Origin of the sequence: Mycoavidus sp. SF9855, from assembly GCF_024582735.1 — a bacterium.
GTDB lineage: Bacteria > Pseudomonadota > Gammaproteobacteria > Burkholderiales > Burkholderiaceae > Mycoavidus.
The window spans coordinates 148,626-167,969 of record NZ_CP102085.1; the positions used below are offsets into that span (position 1 = coordinate 148,626).

Annotated in this window: 14 protein-coding genes, 1 tRNA gene and 1 pseudogene; 5 read left to right on the top strand and 11 right to left on the bottom strand. The window is 50.8% G+C overall.

The features are described 5' to 3' along the window. Positions 1-93: 93 nt before the first annotated feature. Positions 94-1,239, top strand: a complete 1,146-nt coding sequence (locus NQD60_RS00590; RefSeq protein WP_257100650.1) for a glycosyltransferase — start codon at positions 94-96, stop codon at positions 1,237-1,239. A gap of 52 nt (positions 1,240-1,291) precedes the next feature. Here NQD60_RS00590 and NQD60_RS00595 read toward each other — a convergent pair whose 3' ends face one another. The 6 genes from NQD60_RS00595 to thiL all read right to left on the bottom strand — a co-directional run bounded on the left by NQD60_RS00595 (position 1,292) and on the right by thiL (position 7,315). After that, positions 1,292-3,508: a S8 family peptidase gene (locus NQD60_RS00595; RefSeq protein ID WP_257100651.1), complete on the bottom strand. Its 2,217-nt coding sequence runs from the start codon at positions 3,506-3,508 to the stop codon at positions 1,292-1,294. Further along, positions 3,495-4,652: an AAA family ATPase gene (locus NQD60_RS00600; protein ID WP_257100652.1), complete on the bottom strand. Its 1,158-nt coding sequence runs from the start codon at positions 4,650-4,652 to the stop codon at positions 3,495-3,497. The genes NQD60_RS00595 and NQD60_RS00600 overlap by 14 nt, the downstream gene beginning before the upstream one ends. Before the next feature lie 480 nt (positions 4,653-5,132). Next, positions 5,133-5,209 (bottom strand) — tRNA-Met (locus tag NQD60_RS00605). Positions 5,210-5,264: 55 nt separating this feature from the next. Continuing rightward, positions 5,265-5,765, bottom strand: a complete 501-nt coding sequence (locus NQD60_RS00610) for a CinA family protein (protein WP_257100653.1) — start codon at positions 5,763-5,765, stop codon at positions 5,265-5,267. Between the two features lie 25 nt (positions 5,766-5,790). Further along, positions 5,791-6,333 (bottom strand): phosphatidylglycerophosphatase A, encoded by a 543-nt coding sequence (locus NQD60_RS00615; protein ID WP_257100654.1) that lies wholly within the window; start codon positions 6,331-6,333, stop codon positions 5,791-5,793. Beyond that, complete coding sequence (gene thiL, locus NQD60_RS00620; protein ID WP_257100655.1) at positions 6,323-7,315, bottom strand: thiamine-phosphate kinase; 993 nt, start codon at positions 7,313-7,315, stop codon at positions 6,323-6,325. The genes NQD60_RS00615 and thiL overlap by 11 nt, the downstream gene beginning before the upstream one ends. 77 nt (positions 7,316-7,392) lie before the next feature. Here thiL and NQD60_RS00625 point away from each other — a divergent pair, with 77 nt between their 5' ends. Further along, positions 7,393-9,699 carry an NADP-dependent malic enzyme gene (locus tag NQD60_RS00625; RefSeq protein ID WP_257100656.1) on the top strand — a complete coding sequence of 769 codons (2,307 nt, stop codon included), beginning with the start codon at positions 7,393-7,395 and terminating at the stop codon, positions 9,697-9,699. Between the two features lie 278 nt (positions 9,700-9,977). Continuing rightward, a complete protein-coding gene (locus tag NQD60_RS00630) occupies positions 9,978-10,538 on the top strand; it encodes a barstar family protein (RefSeq protein WP_223693085.1) in 561 nt (186 codons plus the stop codon). Here the strand turns inward: NQD60_RS00630 and NQD60_RS00635 are convergent. The 4 genes and pseudogenes from NQD60_RS00635 to rsxB all read right to left on the bottom strand — a co-directional run bounded on the left by NQD60_RS00635 (position 10,515) and on the right by rsxB (position 13,252). After that, complete coding sequence (locus tag NQD60_RS00635) at positions 10,515-11,270, bottom strand: 16S rRNA (uracil(1498)-N(3))-methyltransferase (protein ID WP_257100657.1); 756 nt, start codon at positions 11,268-11,270, stop codon at positions 10,515-10,517. The two genes, NQD60_RS00630 and NQD60_RS00635, sit on opposite strands and share 24 nt — an antisense overlap. A 44-nt stretch (positions 11,271-11,314) precedes the next feature. After that, entirely contained in the window at positions 11,315-11,740 is a 426-nt protein-coding gene (locus NQD60_RS00640; protein ID WP_257100658.1) for a DUF1841 family protein, read from the bottom strand. A gap of 98 nt (positions 11,741-11,838) precedes the next feature. Further along, positions 11,839-12,474, bottom strand: a pseudogene (nth, locus tag NQD60_RS00645) (endonuclease III); the annotation flags it as partial. A 7-nt stretch (positions 12,475-12,481) separates the two neighbouring features. Then, entirely contained in the window at positions 12,482-13,252 is a 771-nt protein-coding gene (gene rsxB / locus NQD60_RS00650; protein ID WP_257100659.1) for an electron transport complex subunit RsxB, read from the bottom strand. Positions 13,253-13,507: 255 nt separating this feature from the next. Between rsxB and NQD60_RS00655 the strand changes: the two genes are divergently transcribed. Continuing rightward, on the top strand, positions 13,508-16,312 hold the full coding sequence (locus NQD60_RS00655) for a pentapeptide repeat-containing protein (RefSeq protein ID WP_257100660.1): 2,805 nt from the start codon (positions 13,508-13,510) through the stop codon (positions 16,310-16,312). On the opposite strand, the gene ubiD is transcribed toward NQD60_RS00655, so the two are convergent. After that, positions 16,297-17,841, bottom strand: a complete 1,545-nt coding sequence (gene ubiD, locus NQD60_RS00660; protein ID WP_257100661.1) for a 4-hydroxy-3-polyprenylbenzoate decarboxylase — start codon at positions 17,839-17,841, stop codon at positions 16,297-16,299. The genes NQD60_RS00655 and ubiD overlap by 16 nt on opposite strands. 213 nt (positions 17,842-18,054) lie before the next feature. Between ubiD and NQD60_RS00665 the strand changes: the two genes are divergently transcribed. Beyond that, positions 18,055-19,344, top strand: a complete 1,290-nt coding sequence (locus NQD60_RS00665; RefSeq protein WP_257100662.1) for a lytic transglycosylase domain-containing protein — start codon at positions 18,055-18,057, stop codon at positions 19,342-19,344.

A 19,344-nucleotide genomic window follows, 5' to 3' on the forward strand; every position in this document is an offset into this window, starting at 1 on the left:
TCAATAATCAGTATAGGTTAAAATATTATAATAATCAATTGGAAATAATCTGAATAATGAAACAGATATTTCAAGGAAATTCGAGAATCATCAATGAAAATTCTGTACACAAACTTCCACGTGAGCTATGGTGGCGGCCATACAACCTATATAGCCATTCTGGCCGAGTCGCTACGAGCGCATCACGAAATATGGGTGGCGGTTCCACCCACAAGCAAGCTGTACCTGCTTTGCCAATCCATCCCTAACATTAACGTTGTTGCTATGCCTTTTCCGAGTAAGCCAAGGGAATGGCGGGACATATTCAGTACGCGCAAACGGTTGCGCACGATGTTCGAAAAGGAACGCTTCGACATTGTGCACGTTAACGGTTCACCGGACCATCGTTTGGTCATGTACGCTATCTTCGGCTTGCATGGGAAAAGGCCGCGGGTAGTTTATACAAAACATAACTCGCTACCAGTCGGAAAGCATTTCGGCAGTCAGCTCCGAGTGAAGTATGCAACCGATCACGTGATTGCGGTATCACGTCACACCAGCCGTCTGCTTGACGGTACGCCTTATGCTAAGCGTGAGGTGTCGGTGATCCCAAATGGTGTAGATGTAGAGCATTTTCACCCTTTTAACGACGAAGCCTCGCAGCATGCACGTTTGCGTATGGTTGGTCCTGAACATGCGGATAAATTCATTGTTGGGAGCGTTGCAGGTACTGCCGACTACAAGGGGTGGATCGATATGGTGACGGCAATCGCGCGCTTGCCTGTCCTGGTGCGCGAAACGATGCATATCTTGATTGCGGGTGAAAGTCCGAGTTCTTCGCAGCGGCAACAAGTTGCTCAACTCGGCATGTCCGAGCATGTTACCTTCGCTGAGAATTTATTGGATGTACGGCCATGCATCGCGGCTTTCGATATTGGTTTTGTGCTCTCCTATGCAGAGGCGATTTCTTTTGCTTGTCGCGAAATGATGGCAATGGGGAAGCCCGTTATTGTGGCAGATTGCGGGGGCTTACCAGAGAACGTCTCTGATGGCGAAGATGGCTGGATTGTCCCGCAGCGCGATCCCGATGCGATCTCGAGTTTGCTTAGGGAGATTACAGGCAAGCCTGAGACCTTGCGAGCGATGGGAGAGTCCGCCCGGCGCAAAAGTGAGGTACATTTTGAGAAAACATTGTTTGTACAAGAGACCGAAGCCGTCTACCGACGCCTCACCATGTCGACTGAATCTATATCGCTATGATGGCCAATTGGCTAGATAAAATTTATCTAAGCGAAATTCAATTGCCGATACATCAAACTCGGATAGGTAACGAAATTTTCGGTTGAATTGGAGTCAAAATTGGAGCGTAAGTACGCAAAATATCGTTATAAAGATCGGCATGCTTTGGAGCCTCGACCGTAATAACTAAAGCATACCTAATTTCTTCTGCTCCATTCGTCTTACCGCCCCCTTCCCGGGCGTTGTAGTGGATATCGAATACAGGGCTTTTGAGAGAGCTCCCGAGCATACCTTTGTCACCATGAAGAACTGTCTCCCATTTACCCATATCTGATCGACGCTCATCCTCCGTAGAGAATTTTTTCATATCAAAGAATCCTTTTGTCTCCGCGTTAGCCTTACCTTCTTTTATGCGTTCTGAGTTTGGCCGAAACACGACGTCTAAGCCTGCTTTAGTGTAGGCCGCGGCATCCTGTGGATCTGTTGGCGAGGCATAGCAAAATGTGGCTTTTAAATTAATCCTTCCGTTCAAGCCGTCATTTGGAAGCGGCAACGAAGCACGTAAATATTTACCAGGCTTCAGCTGCCCCTGATACACGACTCTCGCTATCCCAGAAGGGCACGTAATAATAGTCATAATATCTTCGGGAATTTTCCCCCAGCCAACTTCAACCTTATCGTGCGTGGAAATATCTGCTTTATGGACTAATAACGCCTTTATTGCGAGTGGTGATAGTTCAGCTCCTAAGATTGCGCGAATACCTACAGCACTTCTCAGCAAATATGGAGATGCAAAACTGGTCCCTAATTGAGGAGACAGGGCCGGCTTTTTATCTGCAGATAAAACGTGAAAATACTTGGTGAAATCACCACCAAATGCCATCAAATCTGGCTTCACCACACCAGGGCTACGACCTGGTCCGATGGCACTGTATGGTGCTCGAGCCCAATTCACATCAGTACTGTTTGCCGCCCCAACGGCAATCGCATTTACGCAGTCAGAAGGCACCTGAACGCGAGCGTTGCCCGAAACCACATCTCGCTCTCCGTTATTGCCAATAGCAACAGTCATAAAGGTGTCGCCATCACGAAGAAGATCGTCAATGACCGATGTCCATGCATGCACATCAACGTCTTCTATAGGGAGATCAGGCCCAAGGCTCAAGTTAATAAATTCATATTGCCGCGAAAGTAGAACTTGCTCAACAAAGCCTAGTGTTCTATAAAGCTCTAAAGGATTTTCAGTATCGATATCTTCATCCAGTACGCGCAGATGATCGACATAAGCATAGGGTCGTTGTGCAGCGCCATTAGGCTGAATTGGACCAAATAAGAATGCAGAGGTAACGGCTAAGCCGTGCTCAATTGCTCCATAGCGATCTTGAGCAGTTGGATCAAGAAGGCGATACGAGCGCAACCAAGGACCGATTGGATGCTCTTTAGGCAAACCCCCGTCAAGGATGGCGACTTTCGGCTCAGACGACAATGGTTGTTCAGGGGGTAGCTGACAACTTAACGAAATAGAGTTTGCTCGAACAACTGGCCGCATTTCGCGCAATAGAGGTACTGGTCGTATTACTCGGACAAAAGTAAATGACGATAATTTCTCAACATTCTCGCGTTCACCCTCAGCCGGAATAAACCATAAATTTCCTGCTTGAAAACTCAACTCAGCATACAGTTTTACATCAAAGCTTTTTGCATATTCTTGGAAGCCTTCGCGAATGAAGGCCGAATCTTCATCCAGCAATAAATGCAAGCCAATTTCGAAAAAGCGATCCTTATCCGAGCCGTATATGCGAATGCGCTCCTCGGCTGAAAAACTAGAAAAATTTTCTATATGAGCTAAATCAAGCGCTGTTTGAGACTTTTCAACAACATCATCCATCCGTTCACGTAAATGACGAAAGTCGTCACGCGCTCCTGCAACAAAAATTTCTGTTGTAGAACATTCTTGAGGCGTCCCCTTCTTCGTCCACTTCTCAGGAGTGATACGAACAGTTCGACTGCCAACTGATTCCAAACTAAACGTGTCCAGGAACGCGCTAGGAAAATAAGATTTAGCGATATAACTTGGATTAAGGGTTAACCGCGCAACGGCAAAATCGCGAGGACATGCATCGGAAGGCAAACGATCCAATTCAACAGCGGTGTTTGATAGCTTAGGTTCAAGTCGTCGTTTTGCAACAGAAAATGGATATACTTCGACTTTTTCGCCACCTCGCTTGGGCCCCTTTATCTCGTAGGTTAAAAGCTCTCCGCGCCCAATCAGAAAATTAGTCTGGCTCATTTTTCAGTCTCCTTTTTCCCTTCTTTGCCCTGCTATATTTGCGAATAGTGTCCCGGCTTACGCCCGTAATATCCGAAATGGCGTGCTGAGTTAAGTGAGTCTGCTTGGTAAGTAAAACTGCCAAGTAAACTCTAGCTTGATGCTCCAAGACGAACACTCTGGATTTAATCAGATTTTCAATAAGTTCGGCATCTGAAGCAGTCCCTAATGCAAGAGCGCGACGAAATCGCTGAATAGACCTCTCGATATTACTGAATGATTCGCCGTTAAAAGCAAACGTCAAAATATCAATCCAATGACCAAAAACCGAGTAATCAGGTCCTAAGAAACGCTGAATAGCGTCTTTCACCAGCGGCATCTCCGGAAGCTTAAACTCTACGATCAGATCAAAACGTCGCCACAAGGCTGGATCGATTAACTCAGCGTGGTTTGTGGCAGCAAAAAGCAATCCCTCTGGCGGCCATTCATCGACCTCTTGAAGAATCACTGTAACCAATCGCTTTAGCTCACCAACATCCGACTCATCGCTTCTACGCTTTGCTATAGCATCTATTTCATCTAACAATAAGACGCAAGGATGGCGCTTTGCAAAGTCAAGCGCCGCTCTTAAATTGCTGCCACTTCTACCGAGTAAACTACTCATCACTGCGGTCAAATCGAGAACGTATAACGGAACTCCGAGTTGGGCCGCAAGCCAACGGGCAGTTAATGTCTTCCCTACGCCAGGCTGTCCAACAAAAATCGCAGATCGGGTCGGATGCAAACCTAGCGCCGCGAGTTTTTTCGCTTGCTTTCGCTCTTGTATTAGTTGTTGCAGCGACTCTTCCAAGTCAGCCGACAACAATGGAGATTCACGATCGATGGGATCTTTAAAAACTTTCAGAAGCGATAAGCGTGACTCATCATCCACGGGCAAAATAGGTTCCGTAGTTGTAGTATTCAACGCTTTGCGCAACGGCGTTGCAGTGCGAGATTGCTTTGACCGCAAAAACAAATTCAATTGTTCGGCGAGTTCCGGGTTTGAATTGCGATATTTACGTACCAGTCGAGCAACAAACAGACGAACATCTTCCGTTTGCTCGGCGAGAGCCAAGCGAACCACCTGGGCTAAATCTTTTTGATCATCATTCATTTCGTCCAACATTAACGTAACCTATTGATTTATATTTGATTTTAAAAAATCATTTATGGACGAAAATATTTTCTCATGTTTTAAGTTGTCTGTGAAGCCAATCCATAAAAAATACCCGGTGGATTCTGTTATCGCGGACACATCAAGTTGCTTGATAGGCTTGCTCACAGTAGCACCGGATAGCAGAGCAATCCGACCAACTACATATTTAAGAATTTGGCTGACGAATTATGATTCAAGATTTGCCGGTAATAAGCATACAAGTCCGAATCGAGCAGCAAATAAACTCGTTAATCGATTACCCAGAAATAGGTCGACCAGGGAGGACGCGGGCGTTTACGAGTAAGTTTTTCGCGCAGATGAGGGTAAGATATCTCAAAGTTACCCGTATTTTTCGCTTGCTGTCAGTTGGCAAGCTTTGGCATTGCGTGTAACAAAAGACCTGAAGATCCATAAGGATCTTCAGGTCTTTTGTCAAGCTTGCAGTGTTTTTGGTGGCGAATCAGGGATTCGAACCCCGGACCTGCGGATTATGATTCCGTCGCTCTAACCGACTGAGCTAATTCGCCAAAGAATGCAGATTATGCCGATCGCGCACGAAAACGTCAACTTCCAATTTTGCTTTTAGACTTCTTGCTCGTCTAGCAGCTTCAAAACGCCACGTAATGCATGCGTTGCCGCTGACCGGCGAATCTGTTGGCGCTCACCTTTGAATAATAGCGTTTCGCTGGTGGTATGCAGACGGTTGCTCCAGGCAAAATAAACCGTGCCAACGGGTTTGTGTTCAGTTGCGCCACCGGGTCCAGCAAGGCCTGTGATAGCGACGGCAATTTGCGCGCGGCTATTGCGTAGCGCACCTTCAGCCATGGCTCGGGCGACCGGTTCGCTCACTGCGCCGTGCCGTTCGATAAGTTCAGTTGGCACGCCAATCATTTCCGTTTTCGATTGGTTAGAATACGTGATAAAACCACGCTCAAACCATTGACTACTACCGGAAATCTCTGTAATCGCGGCGGCTACAAGCCCGCCCGTGCAGGATTCTGCACTGGTTAAGAATAGCCGCCCGGCGCGTAGCTGATTGCCAACCCGGATGGCCAACTGATGAATGACACTGTCTGTTTCCATGAAAAAATCGTCGGTGATAAGTGGGTCAATAAGAGGCGAACCGTGCCCACAGTGCAAGCGTCAGTAAAGTACAAAGCGCCGCTGCTATGTCGTCTAGCATGATGCCGAGACCGCCTTTAACCCGCTGGTCAAAATAACGGATTGGCTGTGGTTTAACCATATCGAAAAATCGAAAGATTAAAAAGGCTGCCAACTGCATCGAAAAGGGGGCGGGCATGACAAAGAGTAGTACCAACCAGAAGGCAACGGTTTCATCCCAATTCACCGCGCTTGGGTCTTGTGCGCCAAGTGCCTTGGCGGTATAGGCGCAAGCTGGGATACCCGCTAAAAAGCCGATCACAATCAGTGCTAACCAGTGCTCAGGCGCAAAATAACGATCAAGCGCAACGAAGGATAACCAACCCAATAATGTGCCTAACGTTCCGGGCATAATCGGCGACAGTCCGCTGCCTAAGCCAAGCGACATTATATGGGCTGGATGTGAAAACAAAAAACGCACCGTTAGCCGTGGCTTAGGTTGTTTCGGCGCAGGCGGCTTGCCAGCGGTCGTTGCAGTCTCAGGATACATGAGTGTCAAAATGGTCAAATCCACGTAGTGGTGCGCACAGTGGAGTGTTATTGGTGGTGTGCCACAGGATCTGTGCCTTGGATGGATCAAAGGCCGTTATTGTACCGATACGAGTAAGCGGTAGGCCCAGATTTTCTGCCAGTGCTGCCAGTGCGCCACGGCTATTGGTGGGAGCGGTAAAGCATAGCTCATAATCGTCGCCACCACTTAGCGTACAGCGTTGTTGTATGGCAAGCGGCTGCTTTTCTAAGATGGCGGAGCGCGGCAGTTGATCAACTTCGATGATGGCATTAACCTTAGAGCGTTTGACCAGGTGCATTAAATCACCGGCGAGGCCATCCGATAGGTCAAGTGCTGCATGGGCAATCCCCGTCAATGCCTGGCCTAATGCAATCCGCGGTTGTGGCCATTCAAGCGCGCGTTGCAGCGCAGGCCAATCATGAGTCGCGACAGTCCATTCCTGGCGCAGTGCGCCGAGTGCCAGGCGGGCATCGCCTAACACCCCTGATACCCAAATATCATCGCCAACGCAGGCTGCCGCCCGCGTGAGCGCTTGTCCATGCTTGATCTCGCCAAATACAGTCAGGCAGAGATTGAGCGGACCGGCAGTGGTATCGCCGCCAATCAGTTCGCAGTCGTATTGATCTGCGAGCGCAAATAAGCCCTCGCTAAATGGCGCGAGCCATTGCGCGCGCGCCTCAGGCAGAGCTAAGGCAAGGGTAAAGGCGCGTGGCGTGGCGCCCATTGCAGCGAGATCAGACAAATTCACGGCGAGCGCCTTATGACCCAGTCCGCGTGGATCTGTATCCGCAAAAAAATGGCGCCCGGCAACCAGCATATCAGTGGATACCGCTAAATGGTGATTAGGGGCGAGGTTAAGCAGCGCACAATCGTCCCCCGTGCCCAGCATAATGCTGGGTGCGTAGGGTGTTTGGCGGGGGCGCGTGAAAAAGCGCTCGATGACATCAAATTCAGTTAGCATGAGGAAAATGAAGAATAGCGCTAAAATGCTGGGTAAGAATCCTGACGTAGTACTTTATTACAATAATTGGCTTTTTCATGTCGACTCCATACAACAGTAAATTGCGCGACGCCGCGCTTGATTATCACGAATTTCCTGTCCCTGGAAAAATCGCTGTCACTCCTACCAAGCAAATGCTTAACCAGCGTGATCTGGCCCTGGCCTATTCGCCAGGGGTGGCCGCTGCGTGTGAAGAAATTCAAGCAAATCCACTGAATGCTGCGCGCTTTACAGCGCGCAGTAATCTGGTTGGGGTGGTGACGAATGGTACCGCCGTATTGGGGCTAGGTGATATTGGCCCGCTGGCGGCTAAGCCCGTGATGGAAGGTAAAGCGGTTTTGTTCAAAAAATTTGCTGGGATTGATGTTTTTGATATTGAGATCAATGAAAAAGACCCCTTAAAATTGGTTGAGGTCATCGCCGCACTTGAACCGACTTTTGGCGGTATTAATCTTGAAGATGTAAAAGCACCCGATTGCTTCATTGTCGAGCGCGAATGCCGTAAGCGGATGAAAATCCCGGTTTTTCATGATGATCAACACGGTACTGCGATTGTGGTCTCGGCCGCGATTATCAACGCCCTTAAAGTGGTGGACAAAAAAATCACCGAGATTAAATTGGTCACTTCTGGTGCGGGTGCGGCCGCGCTTGCTTGTTTAGATCTGCTGGTAGACCTGGGTTTGCCGCTAAAAAATATTTGGGTGACTGATCTCGCTGGCGTGGTTTACCAAGGCCGCACGGAACTTATGGATCCAGATAAAGCCCGCTTTGTGCAAGCTACCGAAGCGCGCACGTTGGCTGAAGTAATTGTGGATGCGGATGTTTTTCTTGGCTTGTCGGCAGCGGGCGTGCTACAACAAGAAATGGTCAAGCGCATGGCGCCGCAACCATTGATTATGGCGTTGGCTAATCCTACCCCAGAAATTTTGCCGGAATTGGCGCTGGCGGTACGCCCTGATGCTATCTTGGCAACGGGCCGTACGGATTATCCCAATCAAGTGAACAATGTTCTCTGTTTTCCATTTATTTTTCGAGGGGCGCTTGACGTTGGCGCGACCACCATCACTCGTGAAATGGAAATTGCCGCAGTCGATGCGCTGGCTGAACTCGCTCGGCAAGAACAAAGCGATATCGTGACCAGCGCTTATGGGATTCAAGACTTATCGTTTGGAGCGCAATATTTGATTCCAAAGCCGTTCGATCCGCGCTTAATTGTAAAAATTGCCCCTGCTGTAGCGCGGGCGGCAATGGCCGCAGGCGTGGCCACCCGGCCGATCGAGGATATGGATGCTTATCAGCAGCATCTGCAGCAATTTGTATACCATAGCGGCACGATTATGAAGCCGATCTTTGCGGTTGCTCGTAGCACGGCGGCAGACAAAAAACGTATTGTATTTTGTGAGGGCGAAGAAGAACGTATTCTGCGTGCGGTGCAAATCATTGTCGACGAAAAAATTGCCTATCCTATATTAGTTGGCCGCCCAGCCGTCATTGAGCAGCGGATTGCGCGCTATGGGTTGCGCTTAGTTCCTGGGCAAGATTGCAAGATTGTGAATCCGGAATATGACGAACGTTACCGCGATTACTGGCAGACTTATTATAAAAAGATGGCGCGCAAGGGCATTACCGAGCAGCTGGCAAAAGTTGAAATGCGCCGGCGTACGACATTAATTGGCGCCATGCTGGTGCATAAAGGCGAAGCCGACGGTATGATTTGCGGCACCATTAGTACCACTCATCGTCATTTGCATTTCATTGATCAGGTCATCGGCAAACGCCCAGAGTGTTCAGTGTATGCGGCAATGAACGGTTTAATCTTGCCCGGCCGGCAAATTTTCTTAGTGGATACACACGTTAATGTTGATCCAACGCCTAGCGAGTTGGCAGAAATTACCCTCATGGCGGCAGAAGAAGTATCCCGTTTTGGCATTGAACCTAAGATTGCTCTGCTTTCGCACTCTAATTTTGGCTCAAGTAATGCGCCTTCTGCTCAGAAAATGCGCGAAGTATTGGCAATTTTGCAAGAACGAGCTCCCGGGCTTGATGTGGATGGTGAGATGCATGGCGATTGCGCGCTCGATGAGCGTTTACGCCGAGAAATCTTGCCAGATTCGACTTTTAAAGGCGAGGCAAATCTATTGGTGCTGCCAAATATCGACGCAGCCAATATTTCATACAACCTGCTCAAAACCACAGCGGGTAACAATATTGCGATTGGCCCCATTTTGCTCGGAGCAGCCAGGCCAGTTCATATTTTAACTGAGTCGGCTACGGTGCGGCGTATTATTAATATGGCGGCGCTGGTCGTGGCCGACGTGGTCGCGACTAGCCGTGAAATGGGTTGATATTGATTCCAGCTGCCAATAACGTTACTCTTATGCTTTTAACGGTAATTGGAATTACATTTCATCTGTTTTTGCGAAGAGTCTGAACGCTGTAAGGTAAGACTCTTTTTCCTTTAGGAAGAAGAGGATATCAAAGGTGAAAGCTTGCTCGATGAAATGCCGACGGCGCAAAAGAGCAATCTGATACACCTGTTTTTCAGTGCTTGATGCGCATGAATTGGCAACAATTCACCGCATAAGGATGAAATCGATATTCAGCGCATAATGGAATCAATGGTATGAGCGACAATTTTATGGCGCACGGCACGCATGCCGTGAGCGGCTTGTCCAGGCGCGACGCTAACCCCTTTCAATATATTTTGTCGAGCAGCAAGGGTGTCGCTTGTAGCGAACCCCTGTCTGATAAGGTCAATATGAGCCTTTTTAAGAATGTGCGCCCTAACATTGTGCAGTCAATTCGCGCATTCCGGGTGCTTGAGCTAGCGCGCGAAGCAGGGCAGCTTGGCCAGCATTTTTTGTACGCATTCTGTGCGGATGCTCAAACCAAAGCAGAGGTGCTGAGTACGATCACCACCTCATTTTTGCTGCCTAGGCAAGAGGGTAAAAATTATGATGCGCTGTATGACAATTTGACGGAATTAATTTATAAAGCTGGGCCGCAACCGGGCTTTGTGATTGTGCTCGAAGGCTTACCCGCGACGCAAAAATTTGACAAAGAAGCGCGTGAGACGCTGCTTGATGTATTTCGCGAAGCAACAGAATTTTGGGCTAAATGCGGTGTTGATTTTCGGGTCTTTTTCTCATTCGCTTTATCATCAGCCGCCCCAGCGTATAGCTAAACCGGCCAGTGCGGCAATGCCGGCTGTTTCGGTCCGTAGGATACGAGGCCCTAGAGAGAGTTCAAAAAAACCATAGGCGGTTGCTGCCTGTTCTTCCGCTGCAGTGAGGCCGCCTTCGGGACCGATAAGGAGAATCACGGGTTCGGCAGGAGGGGTGGCGGGCAGCGTCTGAAAGCCGCGCGTGGCGCGCGGTGATAGCATAAATCGGGTCGAATCATTGGCTGGCGCGGTTTGGGGCAATGTGCTGAGCCAGGTGGTGAAATCAATCGGCGCATCAACGACGGGCAGTTGGTTGCGACCGCATTGCTCGCAGGCGGCGCGCACTAAGGCTTGCCAGTGGTGATGACGACGCACGGCTCGTTCGCCAGCTAGCCGCACCACGCTTTTTGAAGTGGTGATGGGCGCGATTCGGTGCACGCCCAATTCAACCGCTTTTTCAATCAGCCAATCCATTTTGTCGCCACTTGCAATCCCTTGCGCGAGCGTTAGCTGATAGGGTGGCTCTGTATTACGCAGAGCGCAGGTGTCGTGGGCGACTACTTGCGCGAGTAGCTGCTTTTTGTCGATAGTCAACACCGTGGCTTTAAATTCGCCGCCCATGCCGTTGAATAAAATAATTGGGTCGCCTGCGGTTAAGCGTAAGACACGCATATGCAGAGCGACATCGTTTGGCAAGGTGATTGATTCGCCAGCGATAAGCGGCATTGATACAAAGAAGCGAGGAACAGGCATGAGAGATCCAGTATTGTGCACTCGTGAGAGGAGGTCAAGCGTTTTTATGAGGCTCGCTGTTTAATACATGCAAGATAGGCGGCCGAATCCAGCGGCGTCTGGTTACGTTGTGCTTGCCATAATGTTTCACCGAGGCATTCCATAATCATATGGTGAGCGGCATGGCTTGTCCCCAATTTGGCGGCAAGCCGCTCATGCGCTGCGCGAATACCTGGGGGCTGATTGATCGATACCTGTTCGCTGATGGCGAGGTGCATCGATAAATGCAAAAATGGATTGGTTTGGCCTTGCTCTGGCAGATACACTTGTTCTTGTGCGTCAGGAGTCGAAAGCAGTTCATGATACTCTGGATGCTCGCTGATCCAGCTTGCTGCGATATTTTCGAGAGGCGTGAGGATGGCGCCTGCCCGCTGCTTGCGCCAGGTTTCGCAAAAAAATTGTCGGACTTCTTGTTGACTCGGATTAAACATTGGCCTGTTTTATTCTGCTATGGAAATCAATTTCGATTCTTGGTGACTAAATTTAACTTTACTCGAGGTTGCCGAGTTGGGGTCTTGAGTCCTAGATCCGGTGCGGAGGTTTTAGCTTTAAACTCGCATAGGGGTTCAATCACGCAATGCCAACATTCGGGACGACGGGCTTTGCAGACATAACGGCCGTGCAAGATCAACCAATGATGAGCATCGTGCCGAAACTCTTTAGGTGTATATTTCTCGAGCGCCGCTTCAACGACCCGTACATCTTTGCCTGGTGCTAAGCCCGTACGGTTTGCCACCCGGAAAATATGCGTATCAACCGCAATCGTTGGCTGGCCAAAAGCCGTATTTAAAACCACGTTTGCAGTTTTTCGACCAACGCCAGGCAGCGATTCAAGCGCATCCCGATCGGCGGGAACCGTGCCAGAATAATGTTCAAGCAGCATTTTACAAGTTGTGATGAGGTTTTTTGCTTTGGTACGAAAAAGACCGATGGTCTTTATATAGTCGATCACACCTGCCTCGCCAAGTTCCAGTAAGGTTTGTGGTGTATTGGCAACCTTAAATAGATGGCGGGTCGCTTTATTGACGGAAATATCCGTTGCTTGCGCAGAGAGCATAACTGCAATCAATAGTTCAAACGGTGTTTTATATTCAAGCTCAGTCGTCGGGTGCGGGTTCAGACTTTGCAGCGTCTCATATATTGCCCGGCGTTTGGTCACATTCATAAATTTTTCACCGATTTTTTTGCTTGTTATTCGAGGCCTCTTGGGGCAGGGCAGGTGTAGCAGGCTCGGTATTCTTTGGGCTAGTTTCTTGGGTGGCCAATGTTTCCTTTTTTTGGCGTGCGCGCTCAAGCGCGGCTTGGATGATGGCGCGTTTCTTGGCAGCAGAGTCTTCGGCATTGTCCGCGCTTTGCGCAGATCCTGCCTGTGCTGGTTGACTGGCTAAATGGGCAGCAGCCTGGCGGGCGCTGATTCGTGTTGCGGTCTGGGCCTGTTCACGAGCTTTTCGAGCTTGTCGTAAATGATGGTGTGCGCGTGCTGCATCGGCGGCTTTCTGTGGCCATGCGCGCCAGCCGGTAGCGGTTCCCGTGATCGGCTGCATTGAAATGCAATCAACTGGGCAGGGGGCAACACATAGGTCGCAGCCAGTACATAACGAAGTCACCACCGTATGCATTTGTTTGGGGGCTCCAATAATGGCATCGACAGGACAAGCTTGGATGCAGAGGGTACAGCCGATACACAGGTTTTCATCAATGATGGCCAATGGGCGAGGTCGTTCGGCGCCGTTGGCTGGATTTAACGGAATCACGGGCTTGCCTAATAATGAGGCAAGTCGTTGCACACCTTCTAAGCCACCTGGCGGACATTGATTGTAATTTGCTGCGCCGTGTGCAATGGCTTCAGCATAAGGGCGGCAGCCTGCATAGCCGCATTTGGTGCACTGGGTTTGCGGCAGCAGGTCTTCGATCGAATCGGCAAGGGTTTTGGAATGGACCACGGAAAAAAGTGAGCGAAAAAAATAACGTGAATTAGAAGGTATCAGCTTTGTGATTGGACTCAACTTAATATTTTATCTTGGGTTTTTTGTCGTGGGGGTTTTGTAAGCTAGCGTGAATTCTGGGGTTTGAGACTTCCTCTCGCTTAACCCTTTTACTCCTTCTATTAACATATCCTGCATTGTCAGTTTAGTATACCAGGCTCACCTGAACTTCATCATCCGCTCTGCGCGTAACTTCAGTTATTTAACCTAAAGATGTCTATGTCAGTTTATATTCCAAGCACCGCTATTCCGTCCTATTCCGTCGTACAAAAACCTCTAACGCCTTCGTTATCTTCACTACCGGTTGAAATCCAAGAAGAAGTAGAAAGTCATCTGGACTCATCTGCCCGGCAGGCGCTCTTTGAAGCGTTGATTACGGTAACGCATCATGGCGAACCCATAGACTCACCTATCCTTAAATTGCACTTGTTGCTGCATAAGATTCCATCTAAATATCAACAAACTCTGGCCAGATCAGATGCGAGCTTGCGGACATTTGCGTTGAATCAATTAAAGCTATGGGAATCGAGACAACTCTCTCAAGTGGTAGAGGAAGCTAAATTATTTGAGCTATTGCGTCTTGTTGACGACCCAGCCGTATTTGGATTTTTGAGGGAAAAAATCCAACAAGCGCCGGTTTTAAAACAAAAACTGCTGCATTGGGTCGAACGTTCAAAAACAGAAGAAGTGCAAGCCATCGCGGCGAATGCGCTGACGATCTTGGTGAAAAGCGGTGTCCAGTTTAATGGAGAGAATTTAAGGGGAATCCGGGTTGCAGGGGCGGATCTGAGTTTTGGGGTATTCGATTCGGCGCAGTTGCAAGGGGCGGATTTGAGAAACGTCCATTTTCACAATAGCTGGCTGCGCGAAGCAAATTTAAGCGAGGCGCAGATGGCGGGGGTACAGTTTGGCGAATGGTTGTCTCTCCAGGAAGAGAGCGAGGTGTACTCCTGCGTGTATTCACCAGATGGGAAAACGTGTGCGGTGGGACTTTACAACGGCACGATCAGCGTCTATGCCACGTCGAATTGGGAAAAAATCCACACCTTACAAGGTCATGCCGAGCCTGTTAGGAGCGTGGTGTATTCGCCCAACGGGCAGCAAATTGCCTCGGGCAATGCAGACAATACTGTGCGGCTGTGGGACGCACAAACCGGATCCCTCGCACACACCTTACAAGGGCATACCAACTCTGTTGTGAGCGTGGTGTATTCGCCCAGCGGGCAGCAGATCGCCTCGGCCAGTTCAGACATGACGGTGCGGCTGTGGGATGCGCAAACCGGGGAACCCAGCTATACCTTACAAAGGCATAACTCCTCGGTTAGGAGCGTGGTGTATTCGCCCAGCGGCCAGCAGATTGCCTCGATCAGTTGGGATAAGGCGGTGCGATTGTGGGACGCGCAAACTGGTGTTCCCGGCCCCACTTTACAAGGGCATACCTCCTCGGTTTGGAGCGTAGCGTATTCGCCCAGCGGGGAGCAGATCGCCTCGGGCAGTTGGGATAATACGGTGCGATTGTGGGACGCGCAAACTGGGGAACCCGGCCCCACCTTACAAGGTCATACCGAGTCTGTTATGAGTGTGGTGTATTCGCCCAGCGGGGAGCAGATCGCCTCGGGCAGTGATGACCATACGGTGCGGCTGTGGAACGCGCAAACCGGGGAACCCGGCCCCACCTTACAAGGGCATACTGGCCGTGTTAGTAGCGTGGTGTATTCGCCTAGCGGTCAGCAGATCGCCTCGAGCAGTGAAGACCATACAGTGCGGCTGTGGGACGCACAAACCGGAGTCCCCGGCTCCACCTTACGAGGGCATACCTACGCTATTAGTGGCGTGGTGTATTCGCCCAGCGGTCAGCAGATCGCCTCGAGTAGTGAGGACCATACGGTGCGGCTGTGGGACGCGCAAACCGGAGCCCCCGGCCCCACCTTACAAAGACATACCTCCCCTGTTAGTAGCGTGGTGTATTCACCCAGCGGTCAGCAGATCGCCTCGGGCAGCCAGGACAAGAAGGTGCGACTGTGGGACGCGCACACCGGAGCCCCTGGCCCCATCTTACGAGGGCATACCGCCTCGGTTTGGAGCGTAGCGTATTCGCCCAGCGGTCAGCAGATCGCTTCGGGCAGCCAGGACAAGAAGGTGCGACTGTGGGACGCGCATACCGGAGCCCCTGGCCCCATCTTACGAGGGCATACCTACGCGGTTAGGAGCGTAGCGTATTCGCCCAGCGGTCAGCAGATCGCCTCCGGCAGTGTGGATAAGACGGTGCGGCTGTGGGACGCACAAACCGGAGCCCCAGGCCCCACCTTGCTAGGTCATACCCACCCTGTTTATAGCGTGGTGTATTCGCCTAGCGGCCAGCAGATCGCCTCCGGCAGTCGGGACAGGACGGTGCGGCTGTGGGACGCACAAACCGGAGCCCCCGGCCCTACCTTACAAGGACATACCGACAGAGTTTGGAGCGTGGCGTATTCGCCCAGCGGTCAGCAGATCGCCTCGGGCAGTGTGGACAAGACGGTGCGACTGTGGGATGCGCAAACCGGCACCCCCGGCCCCACCTTGCTAGGCCATACTCACTCTGTTTATAGCGTGGCGTATTCACCCGGCGGCCAGCAGCTCGCCTCGAGCAGTGAAGACCATACGGTGCGGCTGTGGGATGTGGCCTCGGGTCAGTGTTTAGCGGTGCTGCGAGGTTTTCATGGAGGAGTCAATAGCGTCGCCTGGGAAACGACATCCAGTGGCACTTATTTGGTGACCGGCTGTGACGATAAATCTGTTCGCGTATGGCAGGTCATAGCAGAGAAAGATCGTCATCAGGTACGTCTGTGCTGGAGTTCGATGCCTGACAGACTGACCGTGTTGAATACCTCTATCCAGGACGTGCAAGGCTTAAGCTGCGTAAACGAAAAGCTCTTGAAGCAACGTGGAGCAGCGGTTGAGTTGTCCCCGTCTTTAAATTTACACGCGGCAACCTTGACGAACGGTCGAGGCCTGCCTCACTTTCATGCCTTGAAATGAGCAGCCAGCGCCAACTCTTCGTAGAGGGCATCGATCCGGCGTGTGACCTCTTTATCCATTGTGATGGGCCGCCCCCATTCACGTTGAGTCTCACCTGGCCATTTATGCGTGGCATCAAGCCCCATCTTTGAGCCGAGCCCCGCGGTTGGCGATGCGAAGTCAAGATAGTCAATCGGTGTCTGATCAACTAGTAGTGTATCGCGGCTTGGATCAACTCGTGTGGTAATGGCCCAAATGACTTCTTTCCAATCGCGAAGATTGATGTCATCGTCTACGACAACAATGAATTTCGTGTACATGAATTGCCGTAAAAAGCCCCAGACACCAAACATGACCCGCCGAGCATGGCCAGGGTAGCTTTTTTTGATTTGCACAAGCGCCATGCGGTAGCTGCATCCTTCTGGCGGCAGGTAGAAATCAGTGATTTCGGTAAATTGTTTTTGTAGCAGGGGTACCAGCACTTCGTTGAGTGCGACGCCTAATATAGCGGGTTCGTCCGGTGGTTTGCCGGTATAGGTGGAATGGTAAAGCGCATTACGTCGCATGGTGATGCGTTCGATCGTGAGCACCGGAAATAAGGCTTGTTCATTGTAGTAGCCTGTATGGTCGCCAAAGGGGCCTTCGAGCGCGTGCTCGTAGCTCGCAGGGCCTGGCAAGGTCGCATCCGCTTTTGGGTAGATAAAGCCTTCTAGTACGATTTCGGCGCGAGCCGGTACGCGTAACGCGCTTAAGCCAGGCGTTATACATTTGGCGAGTTCGGTGCGCCCCCCACGCAGCAAGCCAGCAAACTGGTACTCAGATAGAGAGTCTGGCACCGGGGTCACAGCGCCCAGCAGGGTAGCCGGATCAGCGCCTAGCGCGACAGCAACAGGATAAGGCTGACCAGGAAAAGCCAGGGCAAATTCTCGAAAATCAAGCGCCCCGCCACGATGCGCAAGCCAGCGCATGATGACTTGGTTGCGTCCAATCACTTGCTGCCGGTAAATGCCTAAATTCTGGCGGGTTTTGTGAGGCCCTCGCGTGACGGTGAGCCCCCACGTAATCAGCGGGCCGGCATCGTCTGGCCAGCAGGTTTGGATGGGCAGCCGGGCAAGATCAACATCATTGCCTTCCCAGACAATTTCTTGGCAGGGGGGCGAACTGATTGTTTTTGGTGCCATATCCCACACCGCTTTGACCAGCGTTAGCAGATTACCGGCGTCTTTAAGTCGTTGCGGCGGGGTGGGTTCTTTCAGTTCGCATAATAGACGCCCGATATCGCGCAGCGAAGCCAGTGAATCGGTTTCTGACTGGGTGGTATCGACACCCATGCCGAGCGCAATGCGCCGCGTTGTGCCAAACAGATTGCCGAGCACCGGCATTGAATGGCTGGTTGGTTTTTCAAATAATAGCGCAGGACCGCCTGCGCGTAGTACACGATCGCACAGCGCAGTCATTTCAAGGATGGGGGAAACCGGTGCGCTCACGCGGCGTAGCTCGCCAAGTGTTTCGAGCTGGTGGGTAAAATCGCGCAGATCTTTATATTTCATTTCGCCATTTTACCTGGCCTAGCCCGATGTATTCGATGAGTCACTGAAAAATGCGTAGACTTATTGTGGAAGAAAAAAGACATAAGGTGGAGCGAAATTGGAACCGGAAAAATGCACGTGTTTCATCAAAAAACACCTTCTTTATTACTAAAAGTAATCATCTGTAATTTTAATAGGATTGACTGACCATAAAAGCCTGCTAAAATTTCCGGCATGAATGCTCATTTACCTCCCCACTCTAACCAACAAACGCCAAGAGCGTTGCTCATCGCGGCCTTTATCAGGCGGCTACGAGTATGCTATGAATGTTTTTGTTATCTTGGGCGGGACTTGGGTTCTCACCTAGGTGTGTATGGCGTTAATGCAACTCGCCTGCTGCGGGTGATGTTTTATCGCATGGCGGGGCGAGGGGCCCTAAGCTTTGCGTCCGCGCCCGCTGTGCGCACCGCTTGGCATCACAGTACCCAAATGAGCCGTTATTTTGCTCACATAGTGGGGCTGGTGGTCATTGCTGGCGTAATACTATGCTGGTTGTCGCCGGCATTGCGGCAGGCGTTTATGATACGGCTCGCGCCGGTGTTTCAGATATCCCCTAAAAGCGAGCCGACAATGCAGCCTTCGCTGGTCTCCGCCGCGGTTCATTTTAATGATGCGGCTGGGGATGCCCCAGGAGGACTTGAGAAACTGGCTAGGCCGAGGCTTTCTTCATTTGAAGCACGCGTACGCAAGATTACCTCCGCCCGCGTTGCGGCAGATGCGCGCGATGATCAAATATTGGCTTCGCAGCAGGAGCGGATGCTGGTTGTGGATTATCTTGCGCGTCGTTATCGGATCGCGCGTGAGCCACTGAATAAGCTTGTAAAAGCAGCGTTTACGACAGGTCGAGAATTTGGCCTTGATCCGTTGCTGCTGCTATCGGTCATCGCTATTGAATCCAGATTTAATCCGTATGCAGAAAGTGGTGTTGGCGCGCAAGGATTGATGCAGGTTATGTCCAGGTTGCATGCGGACAAATTCGACCATTTTGGTGGGCTTGCCGCGGCCTTCGATCCGCTTGCTAACCTTAAGGTGGGCGCCTTGATTCTAAAGGACTGTATCGTAAGAGGGGGGTCGCTTGCACAAGGATTGCGTCTATACGTTGGCGCCATTTCAAAATATGATGGTATTTATGGTGCTAAAGTACAGGCAGAACGCGGGCGTTTACGTGAGGTTGCGCAGGGGCGTGATGTATCAATTCATCTTCCGCAAAAGCCTAGCCGCGCAGTGATCCAAGCTTATAATAAAACTCCGCGCGGCACCACCGTACTGTCGCGCCCGAAAAAGCCGCTTGTAGCCACGGCTTATGCAGTGCCTAAAAACTCAAAAAAGAAAGTCGTCGCAATGGCGGCGTCCCAGGCACCTAAAATTGTCATTATTCCAGCTGCAAGAACGGTTCCACTTGAGCTGGGTGAGAATACTCAAAAAATAGATGGCCGGCAAGAGCCTTCTGAGTTGGGTGTATGA

Excerpts from the sequence above, each read along its gene's own strand:
- NQD60_RS00610 (WP_257100653.1), bottom strand. The coding sequence starts at position 5,765 with ATGGAAACAGACAGTGTCATTCATCAGTTGGCCATCCGGGTTGGCAAT.
- NQD60_RS00600 (WP_257100652.1), bottom strand. The coding sequence starts at position 4,652 with ATGTTGGACGAAATGAATGATGATCAAAAAGATTTAGCCCAGGTGGTT.
- NQD60_RS00630 (WP_223693085.1), top strand. The coding sequence starts at position 9,978 with ATGAGCGACAATTTTATGGCGCACGGCACGCATGCCGTGAGCGGCTTG.
- thiL (WP_257100655.1), bottom strand. The coding sequence starts at position 7,315 with ATGCTAACTGAATTTGATGTCATCGAGCGCTTTTTCACGCGCCCCCGC.
- ubiD (WP_257100661.1), bottom strand. The coding sequence starts at position 17,841 with ATGAAATATAAAGATCTGCGCGATTTTACCCACCAGCTCGAAACACTT.
- NQD60_RS00640 (WP_257100658.1), bottom strand. The coding sequence starts at position 11,740 with ATGTTTAATCCGAGTCAACAAGAAGTCCGACAATTTTTTTGCGAAACC.
- NQD60_RS00655 (WP_257100660.1), top strand. The coding sequence starts at position 13,508 with ATGTCTATGTCAGTTTATATTCCAAGCACCGCTATTCCGTCCTATTCC.
- NQD60_RS00625 (WP_257100656.1), top strand. The coding sequence starts at position 7,393 with ATGTCGACTCCATACAACAGTAAATTGCGCGACGCCGCGCTTGATTAT.
- NQD60_RS00615 (WP_257100654.1), bottom strand. The coding sequence starts at position 6,333 with ATGTATCCTGAGACTGCAACGACCGCTGGCAAGCCGCCTGCGCCGAAA.
- NQD60_RS00665 (WP_257100662.1), top strand. The coding sequence starts at position 18,055 with ATGAATGCTCATTTACCTCCCCACTCTAACCAACAAACGCCAAGAGCG.
- NQD60_RS00595 (WP_257100651.1), bottom strand. The coding sequence starts at position 3,508 with ATGAGCCAGACTAATTTTCTGATTGGGCGCGGAGAGCTTTTAACCTAC.
- NQD60_RS00635 (WP_257100657.1), bottom strand. The coding sequence starts at position 11,270 with ATGCCTGTTCCTCGCTTCTTTGTATCAATGCCGCTTATCGCTGGCGAA.
- NQD60_RS00590 (WP_257100650.1), top strand. The coding sequence starts at position 94 with ATGAAAATTCTGTACACAAACTTCCACGTGAGCTATGGTGGCGGCCAT.